The organism is Planococcus sp. ISL-109, from assembly GCF_018613655.1.
In the GTDB taxonomy this organism is placed as follows: domain Bacteria; phylum Bacillota; class Bacilli; order Bacillales_A; family Planococcaceae; genus Planococcus.
On sequence record NZ_JAGGPW010000011.1, the window covers coordinates 65795 to 91613 of the forward strand.

Genomic DNA, 25819 nt, shown 5'->3' on the forward strand with positions numbered 1-25819 from the left:
CAACCTCCTGTCAGTCTTTTTGTTCGAGCAATTTTTTCAAGGCGTCAGCCATTGCCGTATTTTGCGGCGGCTCGTCCTGTTTATTCATAAATTGATTGACGTCTTTTTTATTCGCTTTTGACTGGCTTGATTTTTTGCGTTTTTCAAATGCCGAAAGTTTTTCCCGGTGTCCGCATTTGCAGACGAACATTTTGTTGTCGCCGTCTCCGACCATGTCCATGCGCTTATGGCAGTTCGGGCAGCGGGCATTCGTCTGCATGGAAACATTTTTCTTGAATCCGCATTCGCGGTCCTGACAGACGTGCATCTTGCCGCGTTTGCCGTTCACTTCAAGAAGCGGCTTGCCGCAATCCGGGCACATTTTGCCGGTGATGTTATCGTGCTTGAATTTTTGGTCGCTAGATTTGATTTCAGCAACCGATTTTTCCGAAAAGGCAATCATTTCTTTCATGAATTGCTCTTTCTTCAGCTGGCCTTTGGCGATTTTCGTCAATTGCGTTTCCCAATCGGCCGTCAGTTTCGGCGATTTCAGATCTTCCGGAGCGAGTTGCAATAATTGGCGCCCTTTGGATGTGACCGTCAAGTCTTTGCCCTTTTTCTCAATCAGGAAGCTATTGAACAATTTATCGATAACGTCCGCTCGCGTCGCGACAGTGCCGAGGCCGCCTGTTTCGCCGAGCGTCTGGATGAGCGCTTTCGATTCGCCCGCCATGAATTGAGACGGATTTTCCATCGCGCCGAGCAGTGTTCCTTCATTGAAAAAAGCAGGCGGTTTGGTTTTGCCTTCCGTCAGCGTGATGCCTTTCAACTCAACCGTCTGCCCTCGCTCGAATGCCGGCAAGGTCGAATCGCCTGCTTCGTCATCATCTTTGTATACGCGTTTCCAACCTTCTTCGCGGATTGTATTGCCTTTTGCCTGGAACGTCTCGCCGGACACATCGAGGCTTACGGTCGTCCGGTCATACTCGTGCTGCGGCAGAAATACCGCAAGAAAGCGGCGGACGATCATATCGTAAAGCTTGTATTCCTTGTCGCTGAGATCATGAAGCGGCGGCGTTTCTTCCGTCGGGATGATGGCGTGATGATCGGAAACTTTAGCGTCATCGATGACGCCTTTTTGAGGAACTCCCGCACTCTTTAATGCCGTATTCGCGAGCGAACGGTATTCACCGACCTGCACCGCTTTGATGTGATCTTTCAGCGTGCTTTTCATATCGCTCGTCAAATGCTTGGAATCGGTACGCGGATACGTAACGATTTTGTAGCGCTCATAGAGATTCTGCAAAGTGTTGAGCGTTTCTTTTGCTGACCAGCTATAGCGCTTATACGCTTCTTTTTGCAATTCGGTCAAATCAAACAAGGGAGGGGCCGGCTGTTTTTTCGGTGTCACTTTGACGTCCGTCACGTTCCCTTTATTTGCCTCGTCGAGCTTGGCGAATAATTGATCGATTTTTTCTTTATCGAAACACTGCGAAGATTTGCCATCTGTCCATGTGAATGCTGCTTTATCGCTGATTGCTTGAAGCCCGTAGTACGATTTCGGCTGGAAGTTGCGGATGTCGTTTTCGCGCGCCGCAATCATCGCAAGCGTCGGCGTCTGCACGCGTCCTGTCGACAATTGGGCATTATGCTTCACCGTCAACGCGCGCGTCGCATTGATGCCGACGACCCAGTCGGCTTCGGCACGGGCAACCGCTGCCTGGTACAGATTTTCATACGCCTTGCCGTCTTTTAAGTTGTGGAAGCCGTCTTGAATCGCTTTATCGGTAACAGAGGAAATCCATAGCCGCTTGATTGGTTTGTTGATTTTCGCTTGCTCCAAAATCCAGCGGGCGACCAGTTCCCCTTCCCGCCCGGCATCGGTCGCGATGATGACTTCATTCACGTCTCCACGAGTGAGCTGTGCTTTAACCGCATTGTATTGCTTCATCGTTTGCTTGATCGGCACGAGCTTGAACGGCTCTGGAATAATGGGCAAATTTTCCATCTTCCATTCTTTAAAGTCGTTATTGTATTGCTCCGGCTGTGCGTGCGTCACCAAATGGCCGAGTGCCCAGGTGACGATATATTGTTTTCCTTCTAGAAAGCCGTTTCCTTTTTGTGAGCATCCGAGCACTCGCGCAATATCGCGCGCAACGGATGGTTTTTCTGCAAGAACTACTGATTTCATAAGCTAAAACCCCTTTTCTACAGCGTCTAGTATATCATCTTCTCCCCGCTCTTGTGCAGAGGACACTCTCACGTTCTTCTCTCTTTGAACAACCGGCTTCATTATGCAATACCATGAAAAAAACCTCCCGGAGGAGGTTTTTTTCATGGTTTATCGAGTGCTTCTTTCGACAAGTGCGTGCTCATTTCCGCGTATTGGACGAACACGCGGGCGAGTTCGCGCAGACGTTTGTGTACGTCTTCGTTGATGATTGCATTCATGTCGTCGAAATGACTCGTATGCGTATAGACGTAATTCGGTGTCACCAAGCAGCGGAAATAATCGAGAATCGGCTTCAACTGGTTCTCAATAACCAAATGATGCTGATTTGTGCCGCCGTTTGCAACGATTGATACCGGCTTATAGCGCATTGTGCGCGGGTGCAGCATATCGAATGCGTTTTTCAAAACGCCTGGAATCGATCCCTGAAAAATTGGGGAAGCGATAATATAACCATCCGCCTCTTCAAACCTGCGCACCATTTCGCGCATGCTATCGTTGTATTCCGCTGTTGGGCGGCCATCGACGAATTGATGCTCATAATCACTCATGCTCAAAATGCTCAATTCCATCTCCGGGTTCGATTGCTCCAGATAGATTTTGACCTGTTCCAATACGACGCCGGTCTTGCGCCCGATGATTGTTCCATCCACCAATAAAATCTTCATCATCCTGAATCCTCCTCGAATACGTATCGCCAGGCAGTTTGTCTGCCCTTAACTATTATTTTCTATGAGTACAGCGCGATATGCGCCGCAGCTATTGTTTATCATAGCAAAGACAGTTTGCCCGTGCGTATCGATAGGGCTTATTGTGGAAATATTTCATTCTTTAGTCTGAGGCCCTTTCTTGTTGCGCTTGATTTCCAAACGCTCCTGAATCCGGTCGGAATCACGCTCTGGACCTGTAAAGCTGACGATTGTATCACCTTGTTTCGGTTCCAGTACTTTATCGGAACTGAAGAATTCGATGTTTCCTTGTGCATTTTCAATGAACAGCGGAATAGTATTAGCTGACCACTTTTTATTGTATTCCTCATAGGTGAATCGGTCTGTTAATTTCGTGGAACGGATGGCGTATCCCTGTTCTGTTTTTTCATCAAGTGCATGGATGTTCCAATCTTCAGTGAAGAGGATTCGGCCACTTAATGATGCATGGAAGTCGGCTGGGTCTCCTTCATGGATTGCCGTCTGGTACAAATTGTTACGCCCCATTTCAGGCACGAAATTATTGACGACAAGCGCATTAAAAGAATCTGTTTCCGAAGCAACAATCATTTTTTCATAAGGTGTTAGCTCCACTTCATATTCAGTATGCTCGGATAAAATATTACCGACATAGGTATTGATTCCTAATTGTCGGGCATTATTTAAACGTCCCCAAGAAGCATCGACCAGCAAGACATTTTTGCCCATATCATGAAGAGCTTTCGCCAGTACCGTTGTAAATCGGCTAGCGCCAATAATAATCACTCCAGGCTCCTGCGCGGAAGCTAGTCCCAATTTGCGCCCGGCCCATGTAATGGTAAAGCCATGGGCAACGACTGTTGAGAATACCAGTGCAAATGTCAAGGCTGTCAGAAGCTCTGCGTCTTCGAATCCGGCACCGAGCAAGACATTGGCGAAATATCCAGAAACCGTAAGTGCGACAATGCCCCTCGGAGCAATCCAGCCGACCAACGCCTTTTCCTGCCAGCTGAGTTCGGTCCCGATTGTTGATAGCCAAATGGAGATCGGCCGGACGATAAAGAGCATAACCAAAACAAATGAAATGATAGACCAATTGAAGATTTCAAGAAGCACTTCCATGCTGAGTGATGCTGTGAGCATCAAAAAGACGCTCGAAATCAGCAAAACGGAAATATTTTCTTTAAAGTGCCTCATATCATTAATTGACGCGATATTCATATTCGCCATGACCATACCCATCGCGGTCACCGCAAGTAATCCCGTTTCGTGCATGACGATGTCTGATATTACAAAAGTCAGAAGCACTACGCCAAAAACCATCGGCGATTTCAAAAATTCCGGAATTTGCCCTCGCTCAAACATCCAGCCAAGACCAAGACCGGCCCCAGCCCCGAGCGCCGTTGCAAAAATCGATGCTAAAAAGAATAAGCCGAATGCCGCAGCAGTTACATCGCCTTGCGCAAATAAAACAAATTGGAAGGCAAACAAAGCGAGCAAAGCACCGAACGGATCAACGATAATCCCTTCCCATTTCAACAGTGCAGCGGGACGCGCTTTTAATTTCGCCTGCCGGAGCAATGGCAAAATAACAGTCGGCCCTGTAACGATGAACAGGCCACCGATTACAAACGAAACGCCCCAGGATAAGCCAGCCACATAATGGGCCGCAAGTGCCCCCCCAATCCAAGCAAGAAATGCCCCGAATGTCACAATCCGCCAAACCGGCTTATTGAATCCGCGAATCTCTTTTAAATTGAGGTTTAAACTTCCTTCGAATAGGATGATTGCGACAGCAAGTGATACAAGCGGCCCGAAAAGATCACCAAAACTTTCTTCGGGGGTGATGATGCCGAATATCGGTCCGACCAATAACCCTGCAATCGACATTAATACAATCGCTGGAAGCCTGAGACGCCAAGCGATCCATTGCGATAGTACGCCGAGAAAAATAATAAGCATGAGATCAAATAATAAACTATCGATGGCATCTCACTTCCTTCCTTTTTTTGCTATTATATAGGAGCAATAGCGGGCATTGAAAGCGAAAACCCGAGCGTTTCAATTTAAATTTCACGAGAATGTGTTACAATACAGAGAAAACTAGGGTGATTGGATTGAACAAGCAAGAAGTCGAATACGCCATTACTGAATTAAAGGACGATTACATGCGCCATCAAGGTGATATTGAAAAACTGGAATCGACCGGTCATACTAAAATGATTCACAAAGCCGAAGAACGGCTTGAAAAATTGGAACAGCGTCTTGCGGAATTAAACCAAAAACTCGCGGAACTTTAACCGCGATTTTTTTTATGGAAAGTGGAGGAACACATACATGAGCTTATTAACAGTAGAAAACCTGAGCCACACGTTCGGGGATCGCACTTTATTCAATGACATTTCATTTCGTTTAGTCGAAGGGGAACATGTTGGATTGGTCGGAGCAAACGGCGTCGGAAAATCAACGCTGATGAACATTTTAACCGGCAAACAAATCCATGATGCCGGCAAAGTCGAATGGCAGCCAAGAACCCATTATGGATACTTGGACCAACACACACAATTGACACCGGGACGCAGCATCCGGGAAACTTTGCAGGATGCCTTTTTGCCACTTTATGAAAAGGAACAGGAATTGAACGACATCGCCATGAAAATGGGGGAAGCCGACCCGGAGCAACTCGAAGAATTGCTTGAGCAAATGGCTGAAGCACAGGATGCACTTGATGCCGGCGACTTCTATACGCTTGATGTTAAAATCGAAGATATCGCTCGCGGCCTTGGCCTCAACGCCATCGGTCTTGAGCGCAGCGTCGAATCCCTTTCAGGCGGACAGCGGACCAAGCTGCTTCTTGCTAAACTTTTGCTTGAAAAACCAAAAGTTTTATTACTCGATGAGCCGACCAACTATTTGGACGAAGAGCATATCCAATGGCTCGTCAACTATTTGAAAAACTACCCACACGCCTTTTTACTGATCTCACACGATACCGAATTCATGAGCTCGGTCACAGATGTCATTTTCCATATGGAATTTTCACGCTTGAACCGTTACACGGCAACTTACGAAAAATTCATTGAGCTTGCGGAATTAAGCAAAAAGCAGCACCTTGATGCGTATGAAAAACAAGAAGACATGATCAAAAAAACCGAAACCTTTATTGCCAAAAATAAAGCACGCGCCTCGACAACAGGTCGTGCAAAATCCCGCCAAAAGCAATTGGACCGTCTGGACCGCATCGAAAAACCTGAAATGGCGGCCAAACCGCAGTTCGCCTTCAAGGAAACGCGCAGCCCGAGCCGCTATGTCGTTGAAGCTGAAGCACTGCACATCGGCTACGACAAGCCATTATTGCCGCCGTTATCGTTTATGATCGAGCGCGGCGAGAAAATTGCACTTGTCGGCATGAACGGCGTCGGGAAATCGACATTGCTCAAAACGATGCTCGGAAAAATCAAGCCGCTTGACGGCGATGTCATCCGCGGTGAGTACTTGACGCCAAGTTATTTCGAACAGGAAGTCAAAGCACCGACCCACCGTCCGATTGATGAGATCTGGGATGCCTATCCATCGATGGATCAAGGCCAAGTGCGCGGCGCACTCGCCCGCACCGGCCTGAAGAGCGAACACATCGACCGCCCGATGACCCAATTGAGCGGTGGCGAACAAGCGAAAGTTCGCTTGTGCAAACTGATGCTCGAGGAAAGCAATTGGCTCATTTTCGATGAACCGACGAACCACTTGGACATCGATGCGAAAGCTGAACTCAAGCGCGCGATGCAAGCCTATAAAGGCACCATCGTCCTCGTCAGCCACGAACCGGACTTCTATGAAGGTCTCGCCACGAAAGTGTGGAATGTCGAAGACTGGATCGAAGCCGGCAAACAAGATCAAGAGTAAGCATATAAAAACCCACTCCCCACGCAAAGTTCCATCAGCGTGTGGAGTGGGTTTTTCTTGTTTAATGATTTCAACAGCCTAACTAGACTAGCGACTGAAGAAATCGGGAATTCGTGTGCGGCAAGGTTGAACGGTTCGTTTTCAGTTTCATCAAGATATCCGCCGTCTCGCGCTCACGGGTGAAGCGAAGTAGTGAGACAGGTGGTCTTCCTGGCTCAATACGAAAGCTCAACCCTAAGCGAGACGGCTTTTATATTTCATGGAATTGAGTGTGTGAAAATTTTTTTACTTCTTAATTATTCGTCCGCACTAGCAAACAAACTTAGCTAGTTTAGTGCGTGCTGGAAAACACCTTTCCCCCTCACTAGTTATCGAGAAGAATTGTGCAGCATCATTTTTGCCAACAGAGAGATGTCTTACATTACTTGCTATATAAGTTGAACTAATAAATTTCCACTGTAGATATTCCGCAAAACCACTCCGAGAAAAGCTTTGCTCAGCTTCCCTACGCTTATTCATTTCCTGCGGGCGAGCGCCAAGCCTCCTCAGCCGCTTCGAAACCCTTGTGCCTCCCACATCTGCACGGCAGATGCGTCGCACTGTGGGAGCAGCACGGTTTTCTCCGTAGTTTTGCTACATATCTGTTTGTTCGCAAATTGTTAATGGTCAAGTAGTAGTGGTAATTCACTGATATTTCTTTAGTTCAACATATATAGCTACTCTAAACCTAGAGCTGGAGCGGAAGGGGCTGACGCCGGAGGGACCGCGCGGGACTGGCGAGACACGGATGGCCCTGGAGCGCAAGCTCTACCCTCACTTTTTATACCCAACTCTTCTAGCAAATCAAAATCCGCAACTGATTTCTGCTTGCAGTATCGAAAACGCGATGCCCCTGCTTACCTCTCTAAACCTAGAGCTCAAGCGGAAGGGGCTGACGCCGGAGGAACCGCGCGGGACTGGCGAGACAAATGCGGCGCGCACTTTGCGGCACATTGGCTCGACGCCCCCCGGTTGGAGCGCAGTCTCATAGCACAAGCAACTTAAACATGAAAAGTATGGGATTTCTTTTCTTACCACCTATCTATCAAAAGACAAAGAAACTATTACCACTATAAACCTAGAGACAGTGCGCAGTCTCCTAAACTAACAACAATTTAGACATAAAAAATACATCAAACTTCTTAATAGAAGGCCTTTTTTTCTAACGTTTAATAAGTCGTCAGCTTGAATAGCTTCTGAAAATTGTAGATGCCGCGCTGCCAGAACGTGAAGTCATCCTGATACTCTTCCACATCCAACGTATAGAGCGCGTCTTCATTGTTCCAAAGCCGCTCAAAATAGTCATCCAACTCGCCGACCAACTCACTGTCCGTCGGTGCTTTGATCAGGATATCCGCTTCCAGGTTGTAATCCATCAGCGTTCGCTCTGTCAAATTCGCCGACCCGCCCATCACGACCGACTGCTCTTCCCCACGGATCATCACTGTTTTCGTATGGAACTGCCCGACTACTGGGTTGTACCAGCGCACTTCCAAAGACTCTTCTGCATCATTTATCATTCCATGCACTACCGGCCGGTTCGGCAAACCAGTCTTTTCATTGCCGAATGCATTTTCGTTCGGATCGAGGATGAGCTGCACTTCGACACCACGATTCGCCGCCTCCACCAAACTGTTGATTACATCTGTCTCAGATATATAGAACATTGCCATGTGGACACGATCGCCTTTTTCGGTACTTTCGATATGTTTCAACAACTCTTTCAATACTTGCCTCTCGGTCACATACTGCACTTCATAATCGCCGGTTTGTTCAGGCATGCCAGCTCTCGGCAAATCCGGACCGCCAGATAGTTTCGAAACCGCTTCTTCGGCTTCAAGCATATCATCGAGCACCGGACCGCTGACGCGGAATGCCATATTGGCATGCAAACCGCTCGCATTATGCGGATTAGCGGAACTGACAATCGCTTCTTTTTCCGAAATCACGGTTTTTCGGTGATTTGCTTTGATGTTCATCAGCTTCATATAGGAAGCAAGCGTCATGTCAGGTGCATCGCTTGACATGCCGTTTGGAATCCAGCCATCTCCTTCATTATCGAACCACTGAAAAATCACCCGGTACAGCCCCGAATAGAGAGGCATCGAATCGCGCAATTTGTCGAGATCCGTAACAATCACTTCGACACCTTCCGCTTCTAATACTTCCAAAAACATACTCTCATAAGAGCCATAGCCGATATTTATAGGATCGGTAATAAAATAAATCAGAAAATCAGGGTTTTCCTGCTTTTTTTCGATCAAATGATCGGTTAACCGTTCAGCAATTGCCGGATAAGACGTCTCTGTATCGTTATAATTATCAAATAAAAACAGATCGAGTACTAAAAACTCGTCTGCATCCTCTATCAAACTGTGAATTTCATCAAAAATCTGTAGTTCATGCTCAAGCTCTGTTCCTTCTTTGTCTTGTGCATAGCTTAGGTCATAAATCATTTCTACTTGTTCAGCAGCATGCAAATCCCCGGCATACGAAACACCTTCGGGCAATGGTTTGAATGTTTGCCAAGCAATAACAATAATATACATGGCTGCGAATACTCCAATAACTCCCATAATAACGCGCCGACGCTTGCTGTATTTTCGAATTTCGCTCATTTTATCCTCGCCCCTTTGCTTCATTATAATCACAAGAGCAGCAGAAAAATATAAGTTATTATTCCACAAAAAAATCAGCCATCGATCGGCTGATTTCGGAAATCACTTCTATACAACGACGACATATTCACGTGTCCGCACATCTTCTATGAGCATATCTTTTAATCGTTGCTTGCCTCGGTGCAAGCGGGATTTAACGGTGCCGATCGACACTTTCATCGCTTCTGCAATTTCCACAAGCGAGTATTGATGAACGTAGAAATAAACAATGGTCGTGCGGTAAATCGCATCCAACTCAGAAATTTTGTGGCGGATCATGATAGAGACATCTTGCTTTTCCAAAAGCTCGGCAGTTCCTGTCTCATCTGTTGGAATCAAGTCGAGAAGCGAGACATCCAATCCTTCCGGCTGATTGGCGATATGTTTGCTGCGGCGTACATTTTTGCGGTAGCGGTCACGGAATGTGTTCATGCAAATGGTCGTCAACCAGGCTTTGGCATGGTCGACTTCGGCGATTGATGATTCGTAACGGACCACTTTCAGCCATACTTCCTGCATTAAATCTTCAGCTTCTGCTTTATTGCGAGTCAATTTCAAACATAAATGATAGATATATCGGTTGTATTCGGCATACAGCTCTTCCATCGGTGTTTCCTCCGTCCGTTGATCTTATGCCCTTATTGTGCCTGAGATTTAACTTACGCTCTATCGTTTCCTCTTTCAGTCTCCTTACAATGTTGTAAGAAACGAAAAACCGGCTCATTGACGCTGAGCCGGTTTTTCTATCGGATTTATGGGACCTTACTGCTTTGCTTGCTGTTCTTCTGCTTCAGCAATTTTCGACATCGTCAAACGTTCGATCCGGTTTCTGTCCATTTCGTTGACTGCCACGTGCAAATTACCGTAAGTAAACTCTTCGCCAACTTCAGGAACATGGCCGAGCTGCTGCATGACAAATCCAGCAATCGTATCATGATCTTCCGGCACTTCGACTTCGAACATTTCATTGACATCTTCGATTTCGAGACGGCCGTGGCAAGTCAATTGTGTCTCGGTCATTTCAAATACGAGTTCATCATCTTCCGCGTCCGTTTCGTCTTCGATATCCTGGCCGATCATTTCTTCGATAATGTCTTCATGCGTGACAATCCCAAGGGTTCCGCCATACTCATCCAAAATGACGGCCATGTGCTTTTTCTTGGCCATCATCAATTTGAATACTTTCTCGACGCTGACCGACTGCACGACAAACAATGGGTTATCATCCATCAATTCCACCAGCGTCAAATTCGGGTTCATCGACCATTCGATCAATTTTTTCGAATAGAACAAACCGACAACATTGTCCATGCTCTCTTCGTAAACCGGATAGCGAGTATAGGAGGAGTCCAAGATCAAGTCGCGTACTTCTTCATAAGTCCACTCGATGGAAATCCCGACCGTATCTGTCCGGTGAGTCGACATGACATCCGAAACGTCTTTATGTGGAAAATCGAGCACTCCTTTGATGCGCTCTGATTCGTCCGCTTCGAAAGTTCCTTCAGTGGACGCGATATCAACCATTGTCCGCAGCTCTTCTTTCGTCATGGTCGCTTCTTTCACGCTGCCTTTTGAAATGATGCGGATGAAGATGTTCGTGAATTGCGCGAGCAGCCATGTGAGTGGCTTGAACAAAACAACGAGCACCGCGATAATCGGCGCAACGATATAAGCAACTTTGTCAGCGAAAGTCGCAGCGATGGTCTTCGGCAACACTTCCCCGAAGATAATGAGGATAATTGTTAAAATGGCCGTTGCCAATCCGACTTCCCATCCTTCTGTGATAGCGATGGTGGTTACGAGTGTCGGCAGCATGATATTGGATATATTATTACCGATCAAAATAGTCGTGATCATCCGGTCCGGCTTCGCGATTAATTTTTCGAGCTTTTGGGCTTTGATATCCCCCTGCTCCGCGCGAAGATGGACCTTCATCCTATTTACTGCCGTAAGAGCCGTTTCGCTTCCCGACAGGAAAAACGACATGATCAGAAATAATGCCAATGCGATAAACAAATTTACTTCCTCCAGTGATATACTTAAAAAATTTTTCCGAACTGTTTCCGTACCATCAATAATACCACAGCATTTTTCCTCTTGTCGAAAAGGACAACTTGGCTATGCTATAATTTCCACATACTAAAAATACTGGAAAGCAGGGATTTTATGAACGCCACTCAAATCGATAAGTACTTCAAAGATCACCGCCAGGATCATCTAGAAGAATTGAAAAACTTTTTACGCATTCCTTCTGTCAGCTCCCTTTCCGAGCATAAAGCCGATATGCAAAAAGGCGCAGAATGGCTTATTAAGTCATTGACCAAAACAGGCCTTGAAAATGTCAGCATCGATGAAACGGAAGGCCATCCGGTCGTTTATGCCGACTGGCTCCATGCCGAGGGCAAACCGACAATCCTCGTCTACGGACATTACGATGTCCAGCCGGTCGACCCGCTCCACTTATGGGAAACACCGCCATTCGACCCGCACGTGCGCGACAATAAACTGTATGCACGCGGCGCGAGCGACGACAAAGGCCAAGTGTTCATGCACATGAAAGCAGTCGAAGCTTTGCTCCAGTTGAACGGTGAACTGCCGGTCAATATGAAGTTCATTTTAGAAGGCGAAGAGGAAATCGGCAGCCCGAGCTTGCCGAAATACGTCGAAGACAATAAAGACAAGCTTGCTGCGGATATCATCGTCATTTCCGACACCGGCATGCAAGGACCCGGTCTCCCTGCTGTATGTTACGGACTGCGCGGGCTTGCCGGCGTCCAAATCGATGTTAAAGGGCCAAAAGGCGATCTGCACTCTGGCCTTTATGGCGGCGCGGTCCAGAATCCGCTTCATGCCATCGTGGAAATCCTCGAGTCGTTCCGCGACAAAGAAGGCGTCATTCAAGTCGACGGTTTTTATGACGATGTGCGCGCTGTATCGGACGAAGAGCGTGCAGAATTTGCCGCACTCGCCTTTGATTTGGAAAAGGAAAAAGCTGCGCTCGGCATTACAGAAGACTTTGGGGAAAAAGGTTACTCTTTCGTCGAACGCACTTGGATCCGCCCGACACTCGAAATCAACGGCATCACCGGCGGCTTTTCCGGAGAAGGCATCAAAACCGTACTGCCGGCTGAAGCCAGTTCCAAAATTACGTGCCGTCTTGTGCCGGACCAGGACCCGGACGACATCATCGCTAAGCTAAAAACCCACGTCGAAGCGCATAAACCCGTGGGTGTCACGGTCGACATCACCGAATTCGACAAAGGCAAGCCATTCCTGACCCCTTACGACCATCCGGCCATCCAGGCAGCCGGCCGTTCGTATGAAAAGATTTACCAAGTGCCGACAGCATTTACACGCATGGGCGGTTCCATCCCGATTGTCGCGGCCTTCGATGAAATTCTTGGATTCCCGGTTGTTCTGATGGGCTTTGGCCTCGCTTCCGAGAATTTCCATGCACCGAATGAGCATTTTCATTTGGAGAATTTCGATAAAGGACTCCGCGTCATCAGCGATTACTTATTTGAAGCATCAACGCTTGCCTAAAATGGATCATGGCCTTCCCGCATCGGGGAGGCCATTACTTTTCTAGCGGAAGCATTTACTTGTTGGAGGGATACGATGGTTATTTTGTATTGGATATGTTCTTATTTGCTCGGCACCGTGTTGACGGCTCTTTTGGTAGGCAAGTGGACAGGCGTCGACTTGACTACTTCGGGCAGCGGCAATCCAGGAGCGCGGAACGCTTTTTCCGTTATCGGAAAGCGGGCTTTTTTGCTGGTCTTTTTGGGCGACTTCCTGAAAGGCTCACTCGTCGTATGGGCGGGGCTTTGGCTAGATTTCTCCCTGCTCTCGATTGCTACCGCAGGTCTCCTTGCAGTGGTCGGCCATATGTTCCCGGTCTGGCAAAAAGGCCGGGGTGGAAAAGGCATCTCGACTTTTGCCGGGGTGGCATTTTGGCTGACGCCGGATTTGTTTTTGGCGATGCTTGTGATGTCTTTCGCTTTTTATCCTTGGCTGAAAAGCACCACGTTATCGATGTTGGCTGGATTTAGCGTGTTCTTTGCCGTGTCGTTTGCGTTACAGGTGCAATCGGTCGTTTGGCCATTGTTTCTCGCTATTATTATTATTGTGATTCGCCATAAAAGCGATATTCGAGTGTCTTTTGAAAACCGTTTCCCTTCAAATAAGCCTTGATTAGGCTCTTTATTATTCATTGCCGCCCAATAATGCTATGACGTAAATATTATCCATGTTATAGTTTTATTATTCAAAATACTTAATAGATAGGAGTTTTTACATGAAAAAGCCAATAGCATGGATTATGGACACGACAGGATACGTTACAGAAGAGTTTAAAGCACATCCCGATGTTTATATTGTGCCGCTGAATATCCATTTCGGATCAGAGGAATTTGTAGATGATGGGGTCGATCTCACCAACGATGAGTTGTATGCACGCATGAAAAGCTCAAAAGATTTCCCGAAAACTTCCCAGCCCTCTGCCGGAAAATTTGCAGAGCTCTATGAAAAGCTGAAAGAAGAGTACGAATGCGCTATCGCAGTCCATGCTTCAGCTAAACTGAGCGGTACGATCGCTTCCTCTATGACAGGAGCTGAAATGACAGACTTTAAAGTGTATACGGTCGATTCTTTAGCGCTGTCTTACGGCCTTTCTGGTCTGGTGGAACGAGGTCTTGCGTTGCAGGGGCAAGATCTGGCAGCAGCAGAAATCGCAGAGCGCCTCGAGCAGGAAACAGCCGATTTCCGCAATTTCATCCTAATCGGCAATTTGAGTCAATTGTATAAAGGCGGCCGGATGAGCGGTGCGCAATATTATATCGGCAGTGTCTTGAAAATCAAGCCAATTGTCCAACTTACCGGGAAAGGCGAGCTCGAACCAATCGACAAAGTCCGTTCCCACAAGAAAGCGCTTTCTTATTTACTCGAACGCGCCAAAAAAGATCATGAGGAATACGGCATCAGCCATTTCCAGGTGATGCACGGCCATATTCCTGAACAGGCGGAAGAATTGAAAACGGAAATTTTAAAGTTCGCGCCTGAAGCTCAGGTGCTGATCGGCAACCTCAGTTCATCCCTGGCAGTCCACGCGGGAGAAGGAACACTAGCATTCATGTGGAGAAAACCGCCGCAGCACGCATAAGAAAAAAGTCTTTCGGCCCATCTTCCGGCTTTTTTAAGGGAAAATCTGGGGATTTCTGATACAATAAGAGCATATGAAGACAGTGAGGTGGATTCTATGCAACATATTGAGCGGGAACTTACAGACCACGTTAAATTATGTGATGCCAAGGGCCACTTGAATCCAAACGCAATCGGTTACGCCAAGAAACCTTTAATTGAATGCAACTTGAAAGGCAATTTCATGCGTAAGAAAAAATGGAATTATTGGTGCGTCTTCGGTGATGAAATCGTTTTTTCCGCTACCATTTGCCATTTGGATTATGCCGCTGTCTGTTTTGTCTATTTCCTCAATTACGAAACGCAGCGCTTTTTCGAAAAAACTATCATGGTGCCTTATTCCCGGCATTTGCGCTTGTCCGAAAGCGTATTGGATACATCCTTATTCCGCAGTGAGGCGCTGACGATCCAATCCATTTACGAAGATGGCACAACCCGTATGTCCGTTGACATTCCAGAGTTCGACGGCGAAAACTTGCAGGCTTCTATTGTCATCAACCACCCGAGCGATATGGACTCCCTCAATGTCGTGATTCCTTGGAACCGCCAGACTTTCCAGTTCACGGCCAAACACCATGCACTGCCGACTTCAGGCATGGTGAAAATCGGATCGCAACGCTATAATTTTGATGAACTCGATAGCTTTACTGTGCTCGATTACGGACGCGGTGTGTGGCCACGTGAAGCGGTCTGGAACTGGGCAATGGCGTCTCAACGTTCGCTCGGAAAAGTGATCGGCTTGAATTTCGGCGGCAAGTGGACCGACGGCACCGGCATGACGGAAAACGCCTTTTTCGTCAATGGACGCATGACCAAAATCAGTGAAGATGTGCTTTTCCGCTACGATTCGAAAGACTTCAAAAAACCGTGGTTGATTCATACGAAGCTTACTGATGACGTCAAACTGACATTTTCACCTTTTTATGAGCGCGTCTCCATATCGGGTGCGCGGCTCGTGAAATCCGAAGTCCATCAACTATTCGGCTATTACAATGGATACGTCCGCTACGCTGACGGCAAGAAATTAAAGATCCACCAATTGCTCGGATCGATCGAAGAACATTATGCAAAATGGTGAATCAACTGATCACTCCATCCAAAAACCGCCTCACCCATGTCGTGTAGACAGGGATGAGGCGGTTTTCTATTTTTGCTCGATGTGTTTCGCTGGTTTCTTCAAATGCGAATGCCAGGGCTTTCCGATAAAAAATATTGGAAACAAAAACAACCCGACAATAAACTGCCAGTGACTCAAACCACTAAAGCCGAGAATCAAAACTCCTACAAACCAAAGAATTAAAGCAAATGGCTTCATATCAATTCCCCGTACATTTTTTCCGGAAAGTCGGTGAAAATACCGTGAACGCCGATTGCTTGCAATTGCTCGGCATAGTCCAGGCGATTGACCGTATACACGTAGACTTCACAACCTTTTCCAATCAATTCAGCTCCGTGGCGAAGCGCATAAGGAAGCGAAAGGTGAAGCCTATTCGTTCCAACGGTCTTTGCATATTCCGCCATGCCGACAAGGATATTGGAAGCTAAAATCGCGCCCGGGACATGGCACGTATGGAGAGCTTGTTGGACATCGGGATGATTGAACGATGAAATGACAATCCGGCTTTTCATATCCCATGCTGCTGCTAGATCTACTACTTTTTTGACTGCCCCATCATATGGAAAGACATCCGTTTTCAGCTCAATATTCAGAACATGGCCTGTCTCCTCAAAAACTCCAAACACTTCTTCTAATGTCGGGATGTTTACACCAGACCATTTTTCATCTTTCCAGCTGCCGGCATCCAGCTCTTTCACTTCTGCAAGTGCCAAATCTTTCACATAGCCTTGTCCATCCGTGGTCCGGTTCACTTTTTCATCGTGGATGACGACCAGTTCCCCGTCTTTCGATAAATGCACGTCAAGCTCCACGCCAAAAATCGGCAGTGCCGCCGCTTTTTGAAAAGCAGGCAAGGTGTTTTCCGGATGCGTGCCGGAGCTTCCGCGGTGCGCAAAAATCTTCATTGTATGCCTCCTGCCTTTAGACGTCTGTGCGGATCTGCCAAAGTTCTGGGAAGAAATACTGATCCAGCACTTTTTTTAAATAATTGACGCCAGACGATCCGCCGGCCCCCTGTTTGAAGCCGAGTATGAAAACAAAATTGATGGCGTCGACCTTTCCGGGGATGATGAAGTCATTAGCCAAGTCGTCGAAGCGTTCGGTATCGATGCCGGATATCAGAAAATTGAAGTCGAAGTGACTTATCCGGATGGCACCGATAAAGATTACGAACATACTAACGAATAATATTGTAATCTGGACTGTCCATTGTGCATCGTGCACATGGACAGTTTTTATATTTCCTGCCGCTGCCAATACGAAATCGTTGCCCGGTTTTTAAATCCGGCTTTTTCGTAGACTGGCCATGCCTCATTTTCAGTTTCCACTTCGATTAGCACACGTTCCAACTTTTTCTGATGAGCCAAATGCCGCGCCCAGAGCAGAAACGCTTGGCCATAGCCCGATCGCTGAGCGTCCGGGGCGACCGCCAGCGCCGTCAGCCAAAGCTCCTGGTCTTCCGTACTTAAAGTCGCGGTGGCAACGAGTTTACCTTCTGTTCGCATTAAATAGACATGCCGCTCCGGATCTTCTAAATTATGCTCGAGCACCGGCAAAACCGATTCGTCGAACGTTTGACGCATCAGCTGCGACAACACGTCCAAATGCTCCTCGGCAAAGCGAATGATCTCAATTGGACCAGCAAGTTCATAGGATTCAAGAGGTTCTGCTTCGAACTGCAGCTCCTGGAATGCACAGCCGTAGCCAAGACTTGACAGCCAGGCATCCGACTCGACATTTTCTAAAAATGCGGCCAACTCACTCTCCATCCCGCGCTGTGCGAGTGAATGCTGGATGCCGTCAGCCAGTGCGGTCGCAAGCCCAAGCCGCCGATAGTCTAGGGAGACAAACGCCGACCATTCATAATGATGCAAGCCGACTAAATCGGCTGCGGCCGCACACGCCACCAATTCGCCGAGTTCCGTATAAGCGAGAACCGCGAATCCACTAGCATAAGCTTTTTGCCAAAGCTCATCGTGCAAGAGCCCGCGGCATTGTTCCGGCTCGCCGCTAATGAGCCGTTCCATTTCCCTTGCAGTCTCCGCATCCAACGGAAACGAAGCAATCGACAGGGATAATTCCATATTCATCCCGCCTTCCTTTTTCTTCTTATCATAACCGCCCGATGCAAGTGCCGCTACCTGAATCCGAAAATTTAAGTCAAGCTTTTTAAAGTCCAAAAAAACAGAAGGCGAGGAAAAACCTCGTCTTCTGCTTCATTATAGTTTGGCATCTGCCAGCATATTGGCGTATAAACCGCCTTTTTGGAGCAGTGCTTCCTGGCTCCCCGATTCGACCAACTTGCCGAGTTCCATGACATACACCGAGTCGGCTTTTCGCACTGTATTCAACCGGTGGGCGATGACAAAGCTGGTGCGGCCCTCCATCAGGCGCTCGAGCGCTTCCTGGATTTTCAGTTCTGTCACCGTATCGATCGAACTGGTCGCTTCATCAAGCAATAAGATGACCGGATCGGCGATCAGCGCCCGGGCAATCGACAGCAATTGTTTTTGCCCTTGGCTGATCATCGAACCATCGCCGGACAGAATCGTATGGTAGCCTTCCGGCAATTTCATAATAAAGTCGTGTGCGTTCGCTTTTTTCGCCGCTTCCACCACTTGCGCATCCGTCGCATCGAGTTTGCCGTAGCGGATATTGTCGCTGACCGATGCTTCAAAGAGGAACGGATCCTGCAGGACGAAAGCGATTTGTTTGCGTAAAGTTTCACGCGGCATGTCTCCAATCGGTGTGCCATCAATGCGGATCTGGCCTTCATTAACGTCGTAGAAACGGGCCAACAGTTGCATGACGGTCGTCTTTCCGGCACCGGTTGCACCGACGAATGCCGCGGTCTCACCCGTTTTGACTGTGAAGCTCAAATCGCGGATTGTCCATTCTTCTTCAGCTCCTTCATACTTGAAGGAAACCCGGTCGAACTCCACTTTGCCGTCGAGCCTTTTGTCGGCGTTCTTTTTCGTATCGTCCGCTTCTTCAGCCTCGTCCATGATTGCAAACACACGCTCAGCCCCTGCAATAGCAGATAACACTGTATTGAACTGGTTGGCCAGGTCGTTCAATGGGCGCGTAAACTGGCGGGAATACTCTGTAAAGATGACGATGACGCCGATTGTCACCGAGCCGTTCAAGGCGAGCAAACCGCCGACGCCCGCTACAAGCGCGAAACTGCCATTATTCAGGAAGTTCATCACTTTCGGAATAAATCCGGCATAGGTCCACGCCCAAAAGCCGGTCCGGCGAAGTCGTTCGCTTTTCACAAGAAATTCATTCATGACGCGCTCTTCCTGGGAAAAGGCTTTGACGATTTTTTGGCCTGAAATCGTTTCTTCGATCATACCGTTCAATTCACCGACCGCTTTTTGCTGTTCTTTATAAAGACGTCCGGTGCGCTTGGTAATCCAGCGAATCGACCAATACATGAGCGGAATGATGATGAAGGTTAGCACTGTCAGGATCGGGCTCAACATCAGCATGACCACCGCCGTACCGACCAGCGTCAGGATACTGGAAAACACTTGAATGAACGAGGTGTTCAATGTCGAAGAAACGTTTTCGATATCATTGGTCACGCGACTCATCAATTCGCCGTGCTGGCGTTTGTCGAAAAATGACACCGGCAAGCGCTGCAGATGGCCGAACAGGCCGGCGCGCATTTGGTAAATGACTTGCTGGGCTATGCCGACCATCCAATAATTCTGCAAATACAAGGATATCGAGTGAAGCACATAGACCATGACCAGCCAGCCGATGATCAACCCCATTCCATTAAATGACTGAGGGACGATATACGTATCGATGATATAGCCGATCAAAAACGGTCCCAATAGCGCCATCGCCGAACTGACGAAGACGAGAGCTAAGACGATGAGCAACAGCATGCGCTGCTCGTCCACCAGTTTCCAGATGCGCAGCAAGGTGGACTTCCAGTTTTTTGCGCGTTCATTCTTCTTTTCAGGAGATTTTTTCAAATCCTCCTTCGTCAATACCGGCTCATAGCCGAATGGGCGGCGAATCGCATTAAACATATTCATCCATCTCCTCTTCTTGCTGGGACAGCGCAATCTCGCGGTACAGCGAGGATTTCTCGAGCAATTGTTTATGTGTGCCGTAAGCCGAAATCATTCCGTCCTCCAGTAGCAGAATACGGTCCGCGCGCATTGCCGTACGGACTTTTTGCGTCACTATAAGCGTCGTTGCCTGTTCTTTGTCCAGTTCTTCCCACAGGGCGCCTTCGGTTTTCACATCAAGCGCGCTCGTACTGTCATCAAGAATCAGTATCGACGGCTTACGGACTAACGCGCGAGCTATCGACAAACGTTGCTTTTGGCCGCCGGATAAATTGACGCCTTTTTGGCCAACGCGTGTTTCATAGCCTTTCGGGAAACGTCTCACCGTCTCATCGATTTGGGCTTTTTCCGCCGCTCCCTGAAGTTCCGGAAGTTCTGCCTGCTCTTTGCCCCACGACAAATTATCGGAAATGCTTCCAGTAAAGAGCATCGATTGCTGAGGCACGAGGCCGATCGTCTTGCGCAGCTCCTGCAAATCCCAGTCGCGCACATCGCGCCCATGGACCGACACGCTGCCACTTGATGCTTCATAAAACCGCGGGATCAACTGTAATAAAGAGGTCTTGCCGGAGCCCGTCGCACCCATGATGGCCAGCTTCTCATGCGGCGCCAAGCTGAAGCTGATGTTGTCTAGTACTTGCTGTGAAGTTCCTGGGTATGTGAAGGAGACATCGGCAAAACTTACAACCCCTTCTTCTAGTGGTGTAATTGCACCATGCGCGGCTTCTGCATTGCCATCGTCCGCGAGCAGAACTTCTTCGATGCGTTCTGATGATGCTTTGGCACGCGCAAACACCATGATAATAAAGGAGAACATTGAGAACGCCCCGGTCATGCGCATCGCATAGTTGATGATGGCGACTAGTTCCCCGATCTGCGCATCTCCGCTTTGGATCTCAAAAGCGCCGAACCAGACGACCGCGAGCAGCGACACGTTCATGCCGAACAGGAGAATCGGCAGAATGATTTCCATAATACGGAATGCTTTCACCGTATCGGTCTTCAAAGCCCCTGCGACTTCCGAAAAGCGGTTCGCTTCGTATTTGCCGCGCAAATACGCCTTGATCAGCCGAACCGCTTGAAGGTTTTCCTGGACCATACGGTTGACGCGGTCAAGCCTTTGCTGGACGAAACTGAAATAAACGACGCCTTTTCGCACCATAAAATACAAAAACGCCAACAGCAACGGAAACACGATGATCAGGTAAAGAGCGAGCTGCGCGTTGACGACAAATGCCATGATCAAGCTGCCGATGACTAGCAGCGGCGCACGAAGCATGATGCGCAAACTCATATAAAGCACTTGCTGGATCAGCTGGACATCACTCGTCAGCCGTGTAATGAGCCCGGATGCCGGAAATTTATTGAACATCGCCAGCGAAAACGACTGGACGCGTCTATACACCTCGCGCCGGACATCAAACGAAAAGCTATGCGAAATATGAGAGGCGAAATACGAATTGGCGACGCCCGAGAGAAAGGCGATGAACGACAAGCCCAACAAAATAACGCCTAAACGAATAATGGTATCTTGGTCGCCTGCTACAATGCCGTCATCGATAATGCTGGCGATCACGAGCGGCTGCAACAGCTCGACGGCCAGTTCCAACAGCATCAAAAACAAGGCGATAACAATAAGGAACGTATATGGTTTCGTGTAGGAAAATACAGTTTTCACAGGGATAGCCTCCTGAACATTTCGAAACTCGAATCTTTTGGTAAATTTAGTATGCCATAATTTTCAGATATCAGGTAGAATTTTCTCCGTGTTTGTCAGGATTAAAAGCAAGTTTTTCAAGCGCCTTAACCAAAGAAAAGCATGCAGCCAAAAGCCGCATGCACCTACCATATACTCTTATCCAGATACTTCGTTTGCAGGTTTTCCATTGCCGGCAAACGACAGCCAAGTGACGAACACCAGCATTAAAAAGGCTCCCCCAAGTTGCAATGGCGTCAAAAAATGCCCGAACCAAATGAGGGAGATCACCATCGCCGTCAATGGTTCCATTGCCGAAAGAATGCTCGTTTCCACAGGTGAAATAAAACGCATGCTACTCAAAAACAATACAAACGCCATCGTCCCGACTAGGATAATCGCCAGGATCGCGAGGAGAACTGTCGGATCTTTCAAAAGCCCCCATTCATCCGACAGAAAAATCGGATTCACTAGCCCCAAGAAGATTCCGCCAAACAGCATCGACCAGCCGACAACCAGTAACACGCCCCATTCCTGCATCAGCCTTGCTGGATACAGCGTATAAAACGTAAAGGCTAACCCGACCAAAACTCCCCAGAACAAGGCTTCTCCGCTGATGACGAGTGAGTCCAGCCGCCCATTCGTCAATAATAAAAACAAGCCGGCAAGTGTTCCGAGCATGCCGAGCACCTGATATGCTGGCGGCCATTTGCGCATGCGCAGCGAAATGAACGCGATTACGTAAATCGGCGCCAAAAACTGCATCAAGGTGGCGAATACCGCATTGCTCGCGTCGATGGCCGCGACAAAACTGTATTGCACACCGAGCATTCCGAGTACCGAGAAAATCAGCAAAGGCTTCGTCCAGATTTTTTGCCGGAAGATGGCCGTCACTCGAACTTTCTTCATTTTTAAAAACAACAGCAGTACAATGCCGGCGACAATGAGCCGAATGGTCAGAAGAAACGACACCGAAATCGGATAGACGTCAAGCGTCCACTCCATGAGCGGACCCGTCGCTCCCCACAGCATCGCACCTACAAGTATCATGGCAATTCCTTTTAACCGCTCCATCCCCTGCACTCCCTTCTATTTGAAAAAACCAATCCATGACGAATTGGCCTGTTTCGGCTTTATTTTTAGTCCAGCCCCCATAAAACCGGGACATATCGGACGTTTTCCTCTATTTTCAATTGAATCATGCCTATTCTCTCATGAGTAGCAAAAAATGGGTAGTGTCATTTCTATGATAAATTTCCCGTATTATATTTTTGTAAAGTGGTGACGAAAGACCTTTTATTCTTTATAATGAAAGTACAAAACGGTTAAGGAGTGTCAGTTCATGAGTGAAAAGCAGGATTTTTTGGCACAAACCCTTGCATACAACCATATTCCCTTCCCTATTATCATCTTTGATCAGGAAGGTCTCATCACTTGGTTCAATGGGCATGCAGAACGCATCTTTCAACTAAATACAGAAACCGCTAAAGGCCAGCCCTTTACTTATATGAATCCCGAACAAGCCGCATTGCATAAGCAGCCATGGGAAACACTTCTAGAAAGCAATAATCCGATCCGGTTTGAAAACATGGAAATCGGTCTTGGCAGCGGAGGCCAAACCCATTCGACGATCGTTACGAAAGCGTTCACATCTCATGATGAACGCTTCCTCATGACCATCTATGAAACGGATAACAGCATACACGCCGAATCGGCTTCTAGAGAGTTGAACCATCTGCGCAATGGGCTCGATGATTCGTTCATGATGCTTTATTTCGACAAAGAGTTTCTCGTCACCTATGCAAATCCGCTTTTTTTGAAACTCAGCAAATGGACGCCAAAACGGGTGCTGGGCAAACCCGTCTGGCAAATGTTCCATGACGGTGAAGAAGACGTGGAATTCGTCGATTCGATTTTGGAAAGCTTGAAAGAAGGGAAAATCTGGAACGGCGAAGCCAAAAAAGTAACAAAAGACGGCGAAACCTACTGGGTGGACTTGACTGCGATTCCGATGCAATTATCTGAGGAGGATATATATTATATCTTTCTGGAAAAAGACATCACGGATACGAAACACGCCCAGAAGCATCTCGAAGAAATCGCTTTTATTGACCCAATCACAGGACTTGAAAACCGCCACCGCCTTGAGCAGGCCGTCAACGAACACATCCGTGAAGGCCGGCATTTCTCTTTCTTGTTCCTGGATATCGACCGCTTCTACACTTTGCGCGACGTTTCGGATACCGACACCGAAAACGGGCTGCTCATCGAATTCACAAAACGTTTGCGCATGTACTTCTCGGATTCGCTGATTACGCGGGCAGGGCTTCATGAGTTCGCTCTCGTCACGCCACTGCCGAACTGGTTTATCGAAGGCTTCCTGCCGTATTTGCAGCAGCACCCGATTTATATCGGCGGCACAGCGGTTCCACTGACAGTCAGCGGCGCCATCACCAAATATCCGGAAGACCAGCAAAGCTTCGTTCATTTGATCAAAGCGTCCTACGCAACGATCAAGAAAATCAAAGACCGCGGCGGCAGCGCCATTTCCACATTGACGGCAGACGACCACGAGCGCCTCAACCGGAAAGCGCTCATTGAAAAACGCCTCGTCCACGCACTGGACCGGAAAAACTTGCAATTGCTTTACCAGCCGCAAATCAATTTGTCTAACGGCAATGTCGAAAGCGTCGAAGCGCTCGTCCGCTGGAACGATGATGAAATCGGCGTCGTCACACCCGACGAACTCATTCCGATTGCTGAAGAAAACGGCATGATCCATGAAATCGGGAGCTTTGTCCTGGAGACTGCTTGTGCGCAGCTGAAAGACTGGAAAGCGAAAGGCATCAATTTACGCATCAGTATCAACTCGTCGATCCGTGAATTCCGCGACAAGGATATGGCAAGCACCTTGATCGAACAAATGAAGGCGAACAATTGCGAACCGCATTCATTGGTGATCGAAATCACCGAAAAATTCGCACTCGAAGCGGAAGCGGAACGCCCGATCATGCAACAGATGAACCGCCTCCACCAACAAGGCGTCCAGTTTGCACTTGATGACTTCGGTACCGGCTATGCTTCTTTCCGTTATATGTTGCTTCTGCCGATCTCTTCTTTGAAAATCGACAGAACCATCATCCAATCGATCACGAAGCAGGAGAAAATGCAAAAAATGATTAAAGGCATGATCCAATTCGGCCAATCGCTCGACTTCCAAGTCACCGCTGAAGGCGTCGAAACGAACGAACAGCTTGAATTGCTGCGGGCGATGGATTGCGACAGCATCCAAGGCTATATCATCAGCCGCCCGATGAACTCCGAAGAACTAGAGAAATGGCTGAAATAATAACAAAACCCTCAGATTGCGGAAGTTCCGCGGTCTGGGGGTTTTCTTGTGTGGATAGCAAATTTATTAAATGAGATTATAGCTGGAACTTGTGTGTTCTTCTGCAGGGATCATCTACTTGTGGGGAAATCACTTCCTTAGCAGGGCGGTGGAAATGATTTGGAATTGGTATGCAGAAATATACCGTTACTTGTTTTAGCATCACGAATGGATTCGCTGCCTCGCTTTAGGTTGAGCTCCCGTATTGAGCCAGGAAGACCACCTGTCTCAATACTTCGCTTCACCCGTTTGCGCGAGTCGGCTTTTCTTTTCCACTGACTCTAGTCTGTGAAAGTTGAGTTACTTTTATAAGTTTCGTCCACTGATGGGGAAATCGCTTCCTTACAGCAGAATCGGAAAGAAATGAGCTGGGATTTCTATGCGGAGATTTGTTGCTGTTGGTTCCAGCATCACAAATAAAACCGCCGCCTCGCTTTGGGTTGAGCTCCCGTATTGAGCCAGGAAGACCACCTGTCTCAATACTTCGCTTCACCCGTTTGCGCGAGTCGGCTTTTCCTTTCCACTGACTCTAGTCTGTGAAAGTTGAGTTACTTTTATAAGTTTCGTCCACTGATGGGGAAATCGCTTCCTTAGTGGGATCGAGGTGAACAGAAAACTGACTTAGTTGGTTCAGTGAGCGGTGAAAATAACTTTTCCCCTCACTAGTTATCAGGAAGAATTGTGCAGCATCGATTTTGGCAACCGTGAGAGGTCTTCTATTGCTGACTGAGTTAATTTCATAATTCCGAGCCCTTGCGGCTCTAAGTGTGTAACGCCAAGAAAATAGAGCACCTCCCCAAATCCTGTATAATGGTAGTCACCACAACAAACCAAATCAGG

General features: G+C 47.8%; 19 protein-coding genes and 1 pseudogene. 7 read left to right on the forward strand and 13 right to left on the reverse strand.

Annotated features, from left to right (window positions below):
* Positions 1-10: 10 nt before the first annotated feature.
* From J7E21_RS09850 to J7E21_RS09860, 3 genes are all read right to left on the reverse strand, one after another.
* Positions 11-2170 (reverse strand): DNA topoisomerase III, encoded by a 2160-nt coding sequence (locus J7E21_RS09850; RefSeq protein ID WP_215107119.1) that lies wholly within the window; start codon positions 2168-2170, stop codon positions 11-13.
* 143 nt (positions 2171-2313) lie between these two features.
* Entirely contained in the window at positions 2314-2877 is a 564-nt protein-coding gene (locus J7E21_RS09855) for an NADPH-dependent FMN reductase (protein WP_215107152.1), read from the reverse strand.
* A gap of 156 nt (positions 2878-3033) precedes the next feature.
* Positions 3034-4857 (reverse strand): cation:proton antiporter, encoded by a 1824-nt coding sequence (locus tag J7E21_RS09860; RefSeq protein WP_215107121.1) that lies wholly within the window; start codon positions 4855-4857, stop codon positions 3034-3036.
* A gap of 155 nt (positions 4858-5012) precedes the next feature.
* On the opposite strand from J7E21_RS09860, the gene J7E21_RS09865 reads away from it, so the two are divergent.
* Complete coding sequence (locus J7E21_RS09865; RefSeq protein ID WP_215107123.1) at positions 5013-5195, forward strand: SE1832 family protein; 183 nt, start codon at positions 5013-5015, stop codon at positions 5193-5195.
* Positions 5196-5232: 37 nt separating this feature from the next.
* Positions 5233-6798: a ribosomal protection-like ABC-F family protein gene (gene abc-f, locus J7E21_RS09870; protein ID WP_215107125.1), complete on the forward strand. Its 1566-nt coding sequence runs from the start codon at positions 5233-5235 to the stop codon at positions 6796-6798.
* 1208 nt (positions 6799-8006) lie between these two features.
* Here the strand turns inward: abc-f and J7E21_RS09875 are convergent.
* From J7E21_RS09875 to J7E21_RS09885, 3 genes are all read right to left on the reverse strand, one after another.
* Positions 8007-9455: a phospholipase D family protein gene (locus tag J7E21_RS09875; protein WP_251047938.1), complete on the reverse strand. Its 1449-nt coding sequence runs from the start codon at positions 9453-9455 to the stop codon at positions 8007-8009.
* A gap of 108 nt (positions 9456-9563) precedes the next feature.
* Positions 9564-10100 (reverse strand): RNA polymerase sigma factor, encoded by a 537-nt coding sequence (locus J7E21_RS09880; protein ID WP_215107126.1) that lies wholly within the window; start codon positions 10098-10100, stop codon positions 9564-9566.
* A gap of 156 nt (positions 10101-10256) precedes the next feature.
* Positions 10257-11510, reverse strand: coding sequence for a hemolysin family protein (locus tag J7E21_RS09885; RefSeq protein WP_215107128.1), 1254 nt, complete (start codon positions 11508-11510; stop codon positions 10257-10259).
* Positions 11511-11660: 150 nt separating this feature from the next.
* On the opposite strand from J7E21_RS09885, the gene J7E21_RS09890 reads away from it, so the two are divergent.
* The 4 genes from J7E21_RS09890 (at position 11661) to J7E21_RS09905 (ending at position 15771) form a co-directional block, all read left to right on the forward strand.
* Positions 11661-13037: a dipeptidase gene (locus tag J7E21_RS09890; RefSeq protein WP_215107130.1), complete on the forward strand. Its 1377-nt coding sequence runs from the start codon at positions 11661-11663 to the stop codon at positions 13035-13037.
* A 75-nt stretch (positions 13038-13112) separates the two neighbouring features.
* Positions 13113-13688, forward strand: coding sequence for a glycerol-3-phosphate acyltransferase (locus J7E21_RS09895; protein WP_215107132.1), 576 nt, complete (start codon positions 13113-13115; stop codon positions 13686-13688).
* Positions 13689-13791: 103 nt separating this feature from the next.
* Positions 13792-14655: a DegV family protein gene (locus J7E21_RS09900; protein ID WP_215107134.1), complete on the forward strand. Its 864-nt coding sequence runs from the start codon at positions 13792-13794 to the stop codon at positions 14653-14655.
* A 96-nt stretch (positions 14656-14751) separates the two neighbouring features.
* Positions 14752-15771: a DUF2804 domain-containing protein gene (locus J7E21_RS09905; RefSeq protein WP_215107136.1), complete on the forward strand. Its 1020-nt coding sequence runs from the start codon at positions 14752-14754 to the stop codon at positions 15769-15771.
* A gap of 66 nt (positions 15772-15837) precedes the next feature.
* Here J7E21_RS09905 and J7E21_RS09910 read toward each other — a convergent pair whose 3' ends face one another.
* The 7 genes and pseudogenes from J7E21_RS09910 to J7E21_RS09940 form a co-directional block, all read right to left on the reverse strand.
* Positions 15838-16008, reverse strand: a complete 171-nt coding sequence (locus tag J7E21_RS09910) for a hypothetical protein (protein WP_215107138.1) — start codon at positions 16006-16008, stop codon at positions 15838-15840.
* Positions 16005-16715: a glycerophosphodiester phosphodiesterase family protein gene (locus tag J7E21_RS09915; protein ID WP_215107140.1), complete on the reverse strand. Its 711-nt coding sequence runs from the start codon at positions 16713-16715 to the stop codon at positions 16005-16007. The genes J7E21_RS09910 and J7E21_RS09915 overlap by 4 nt, the downstream gene beginning before the upstream one ends.
* Positions 16716-16731: 16 nt before the next feature.
* Positions 16732-16842, reverse strand: a pseudogene (locus J7E21_RS09920) (tryptophan 2,3-dioxygenase family protein); the annotation flags it as partial.
* 203 nt (positions 16843-17045) lie between these two features.
* Positions 17046-17894 (reverse strand): GNAT family N-acetyltransferase, encoded by an 849-nt coding sequence (locus J7E21_RS09925; protein WP_215107143.1) that lies wholly within the window; start codon positions 17892-17894, stop codon positions 17046-17048.
* A 135-nt stretch (positions 17895-18029) separates the two neighbouring features.
* On the reverse strand, positions 18030-19853 hold the full coding sequence (locus J7E21_RS09930; RefSeq protein WP_215107156.1) for an ABC transporter ATP-binding protein: 1824 nt from the start codon (positions 19851-19853) through the stop codon (positions 18030-18032).
* On the reverse strand, positions 19846-21573 hold the full coding sequence (locus J7E21_RS09935; RefSeq protein WP_215107145.1) for an ABC transporter ATP-binding protein: 1728 nt from the start codon (positions 21571-21573) through the stop codon (positions 19846-19848). The genes J7E21_RS09930 and J7E21_RS09935 overlap by 8 nt, the downstream gene beginning before the upstream one ends.
* Before the next feature lie 177 nt (positions 21574-21750).
* Positions 21751-22665 (reverse strand): DMT family transporter, encoded by a 915-nt coding sequence (locus tag J7E21_RS09940; protein WP_215107146.1) that lies wholly within the window; start codon positions 22663-22665, stop codon positions 21751-21753.
* Positions 22666-22933: 268 nt separating this feature from the next.
* Between J7E21_RS09940 and J7E21_RS09945 the strand changes: the two genes are divergently transcribed.
* Entirely contained in the window at positions 22934-24940 is a 2007-nt protein-coding gene (locus J7E21_RS09945) for a sensor domain-containing protein (RefSeq protein WP_215107148.1), read from the forward strand.
* Positions 24941-25819 lie beyond the last annotated feature (879 nt).

Bases quoted from the DNA above. Each gene is read 5' to 3' on its own strand.
- J7E21_RS09940 (WP_215107146.1), bottom strand. From the start codon at position 22,665: ATGGAGCGGTTAAAAGGAATTGCCATGATACTTGTAGGTGCGATGCTG.
- J7E21_RS09890 (WP_215107130.1), top strand. From the start codon at position 11,661: ATGAACGCCACTCAAATCGATAAGTACTTCAAAGATCACCGCCAGGAT.
- J7E21_RS09850 (WP_215107119.1), bottom strand. From the start codon at position 2,170: ATGAAATCAGTAGTTCTTGCAGAAAAACCATCCGTTGCGCGCGATATT.
- J7E21_RS09915 (WP_215107140.1), bottom strand. From the start codon at position 16,715: ATGAAGATTTTTGCGCACCGCGGAAGCTCCGGCACGCATCCGGAAAAC.
- J7E21_RS09925 (WP_215107143.1), bottom strand. From the start codon at position 17,894: ATGGAATTATCCCTGTCGATTGCTTCGTTTCCGTTGGATGCGGAGACT.
- J7E21_RS09905 (WP_215107136.1), top strand. From the start codon at position 14,752: ATGCAACATATTGAGCGGGAACTTACAGACCACGTTAAATTATGTGAT.
- J7E21_RS09945 (WP_215107148.1), top strand. From the start codon at position 22,934: ATGAGTGAAAAGCAGGATTTTTTGGCACAAACCCTTGCATACAACCAT.
- J7E21_RS09910 (WP_215107138.1), bottom strand. From the start codon at position 16,008: ATGAAGCCATTTGCTTTAATTCTTTGGTTTGTAGGAGTTTTGATTCTC.
- J7E21_RS09860 (WP_215107121.1), bottom strand. From the start codon at position 4,857: ATGCTTATTATTTTTCTCGGCGTACTATCGCAATGGATCGCTTGGCGT.
- J7E21_RS09900 (WP_215107134.1), top strand. From the start codon at position 13,792: ATGAAAAAGCCAATAGCATGGATTATGGACACGACAGGATACGTTACA.
- J7E21_RS09855 (WP_215107152.1), bottom strand. From the start codon at position 2,877: ATGAAGATTTTATTGGTGGATGGAACAATCATCGGGCGCAAGACCGGC.
- J7E21_RS09880 (WP_215107126.1), bottom strand. From the start codon at position 10,100: ATGGAAGAGCTGTATGCCGAATACAACCGATATATCTATCATTTATGT.
- J7E21_RS09895 (WP_215107132.1), top strand. From the start codon at position 13,113: ATGGTTATTTTGTATTGGATATGTTCTTATTTGCTCGGCACCGTGTTG.
- J7E21_RS09930 (WP_215107156.1), bottom strand. From the start codon at position 19,853: ATGTTTAATGCGATTCGCCGCCCATTCGGCTATGAGCCGGTATTGACG.
- abc-f (WP_215107125.1), top strand. From the start codon at position 5,233: ATGAGCTTATTAACAGTAGAAAACCTGAGCCACACGTTCGGGGATCGC.
- J7E21_RS09875 (WP_251047938.1), bottom strand. From the start codon at position 9,455: ATGAGCGAAATTCGAAAATACAGCAAGCGTCGGCGCGTTATTATGGGA.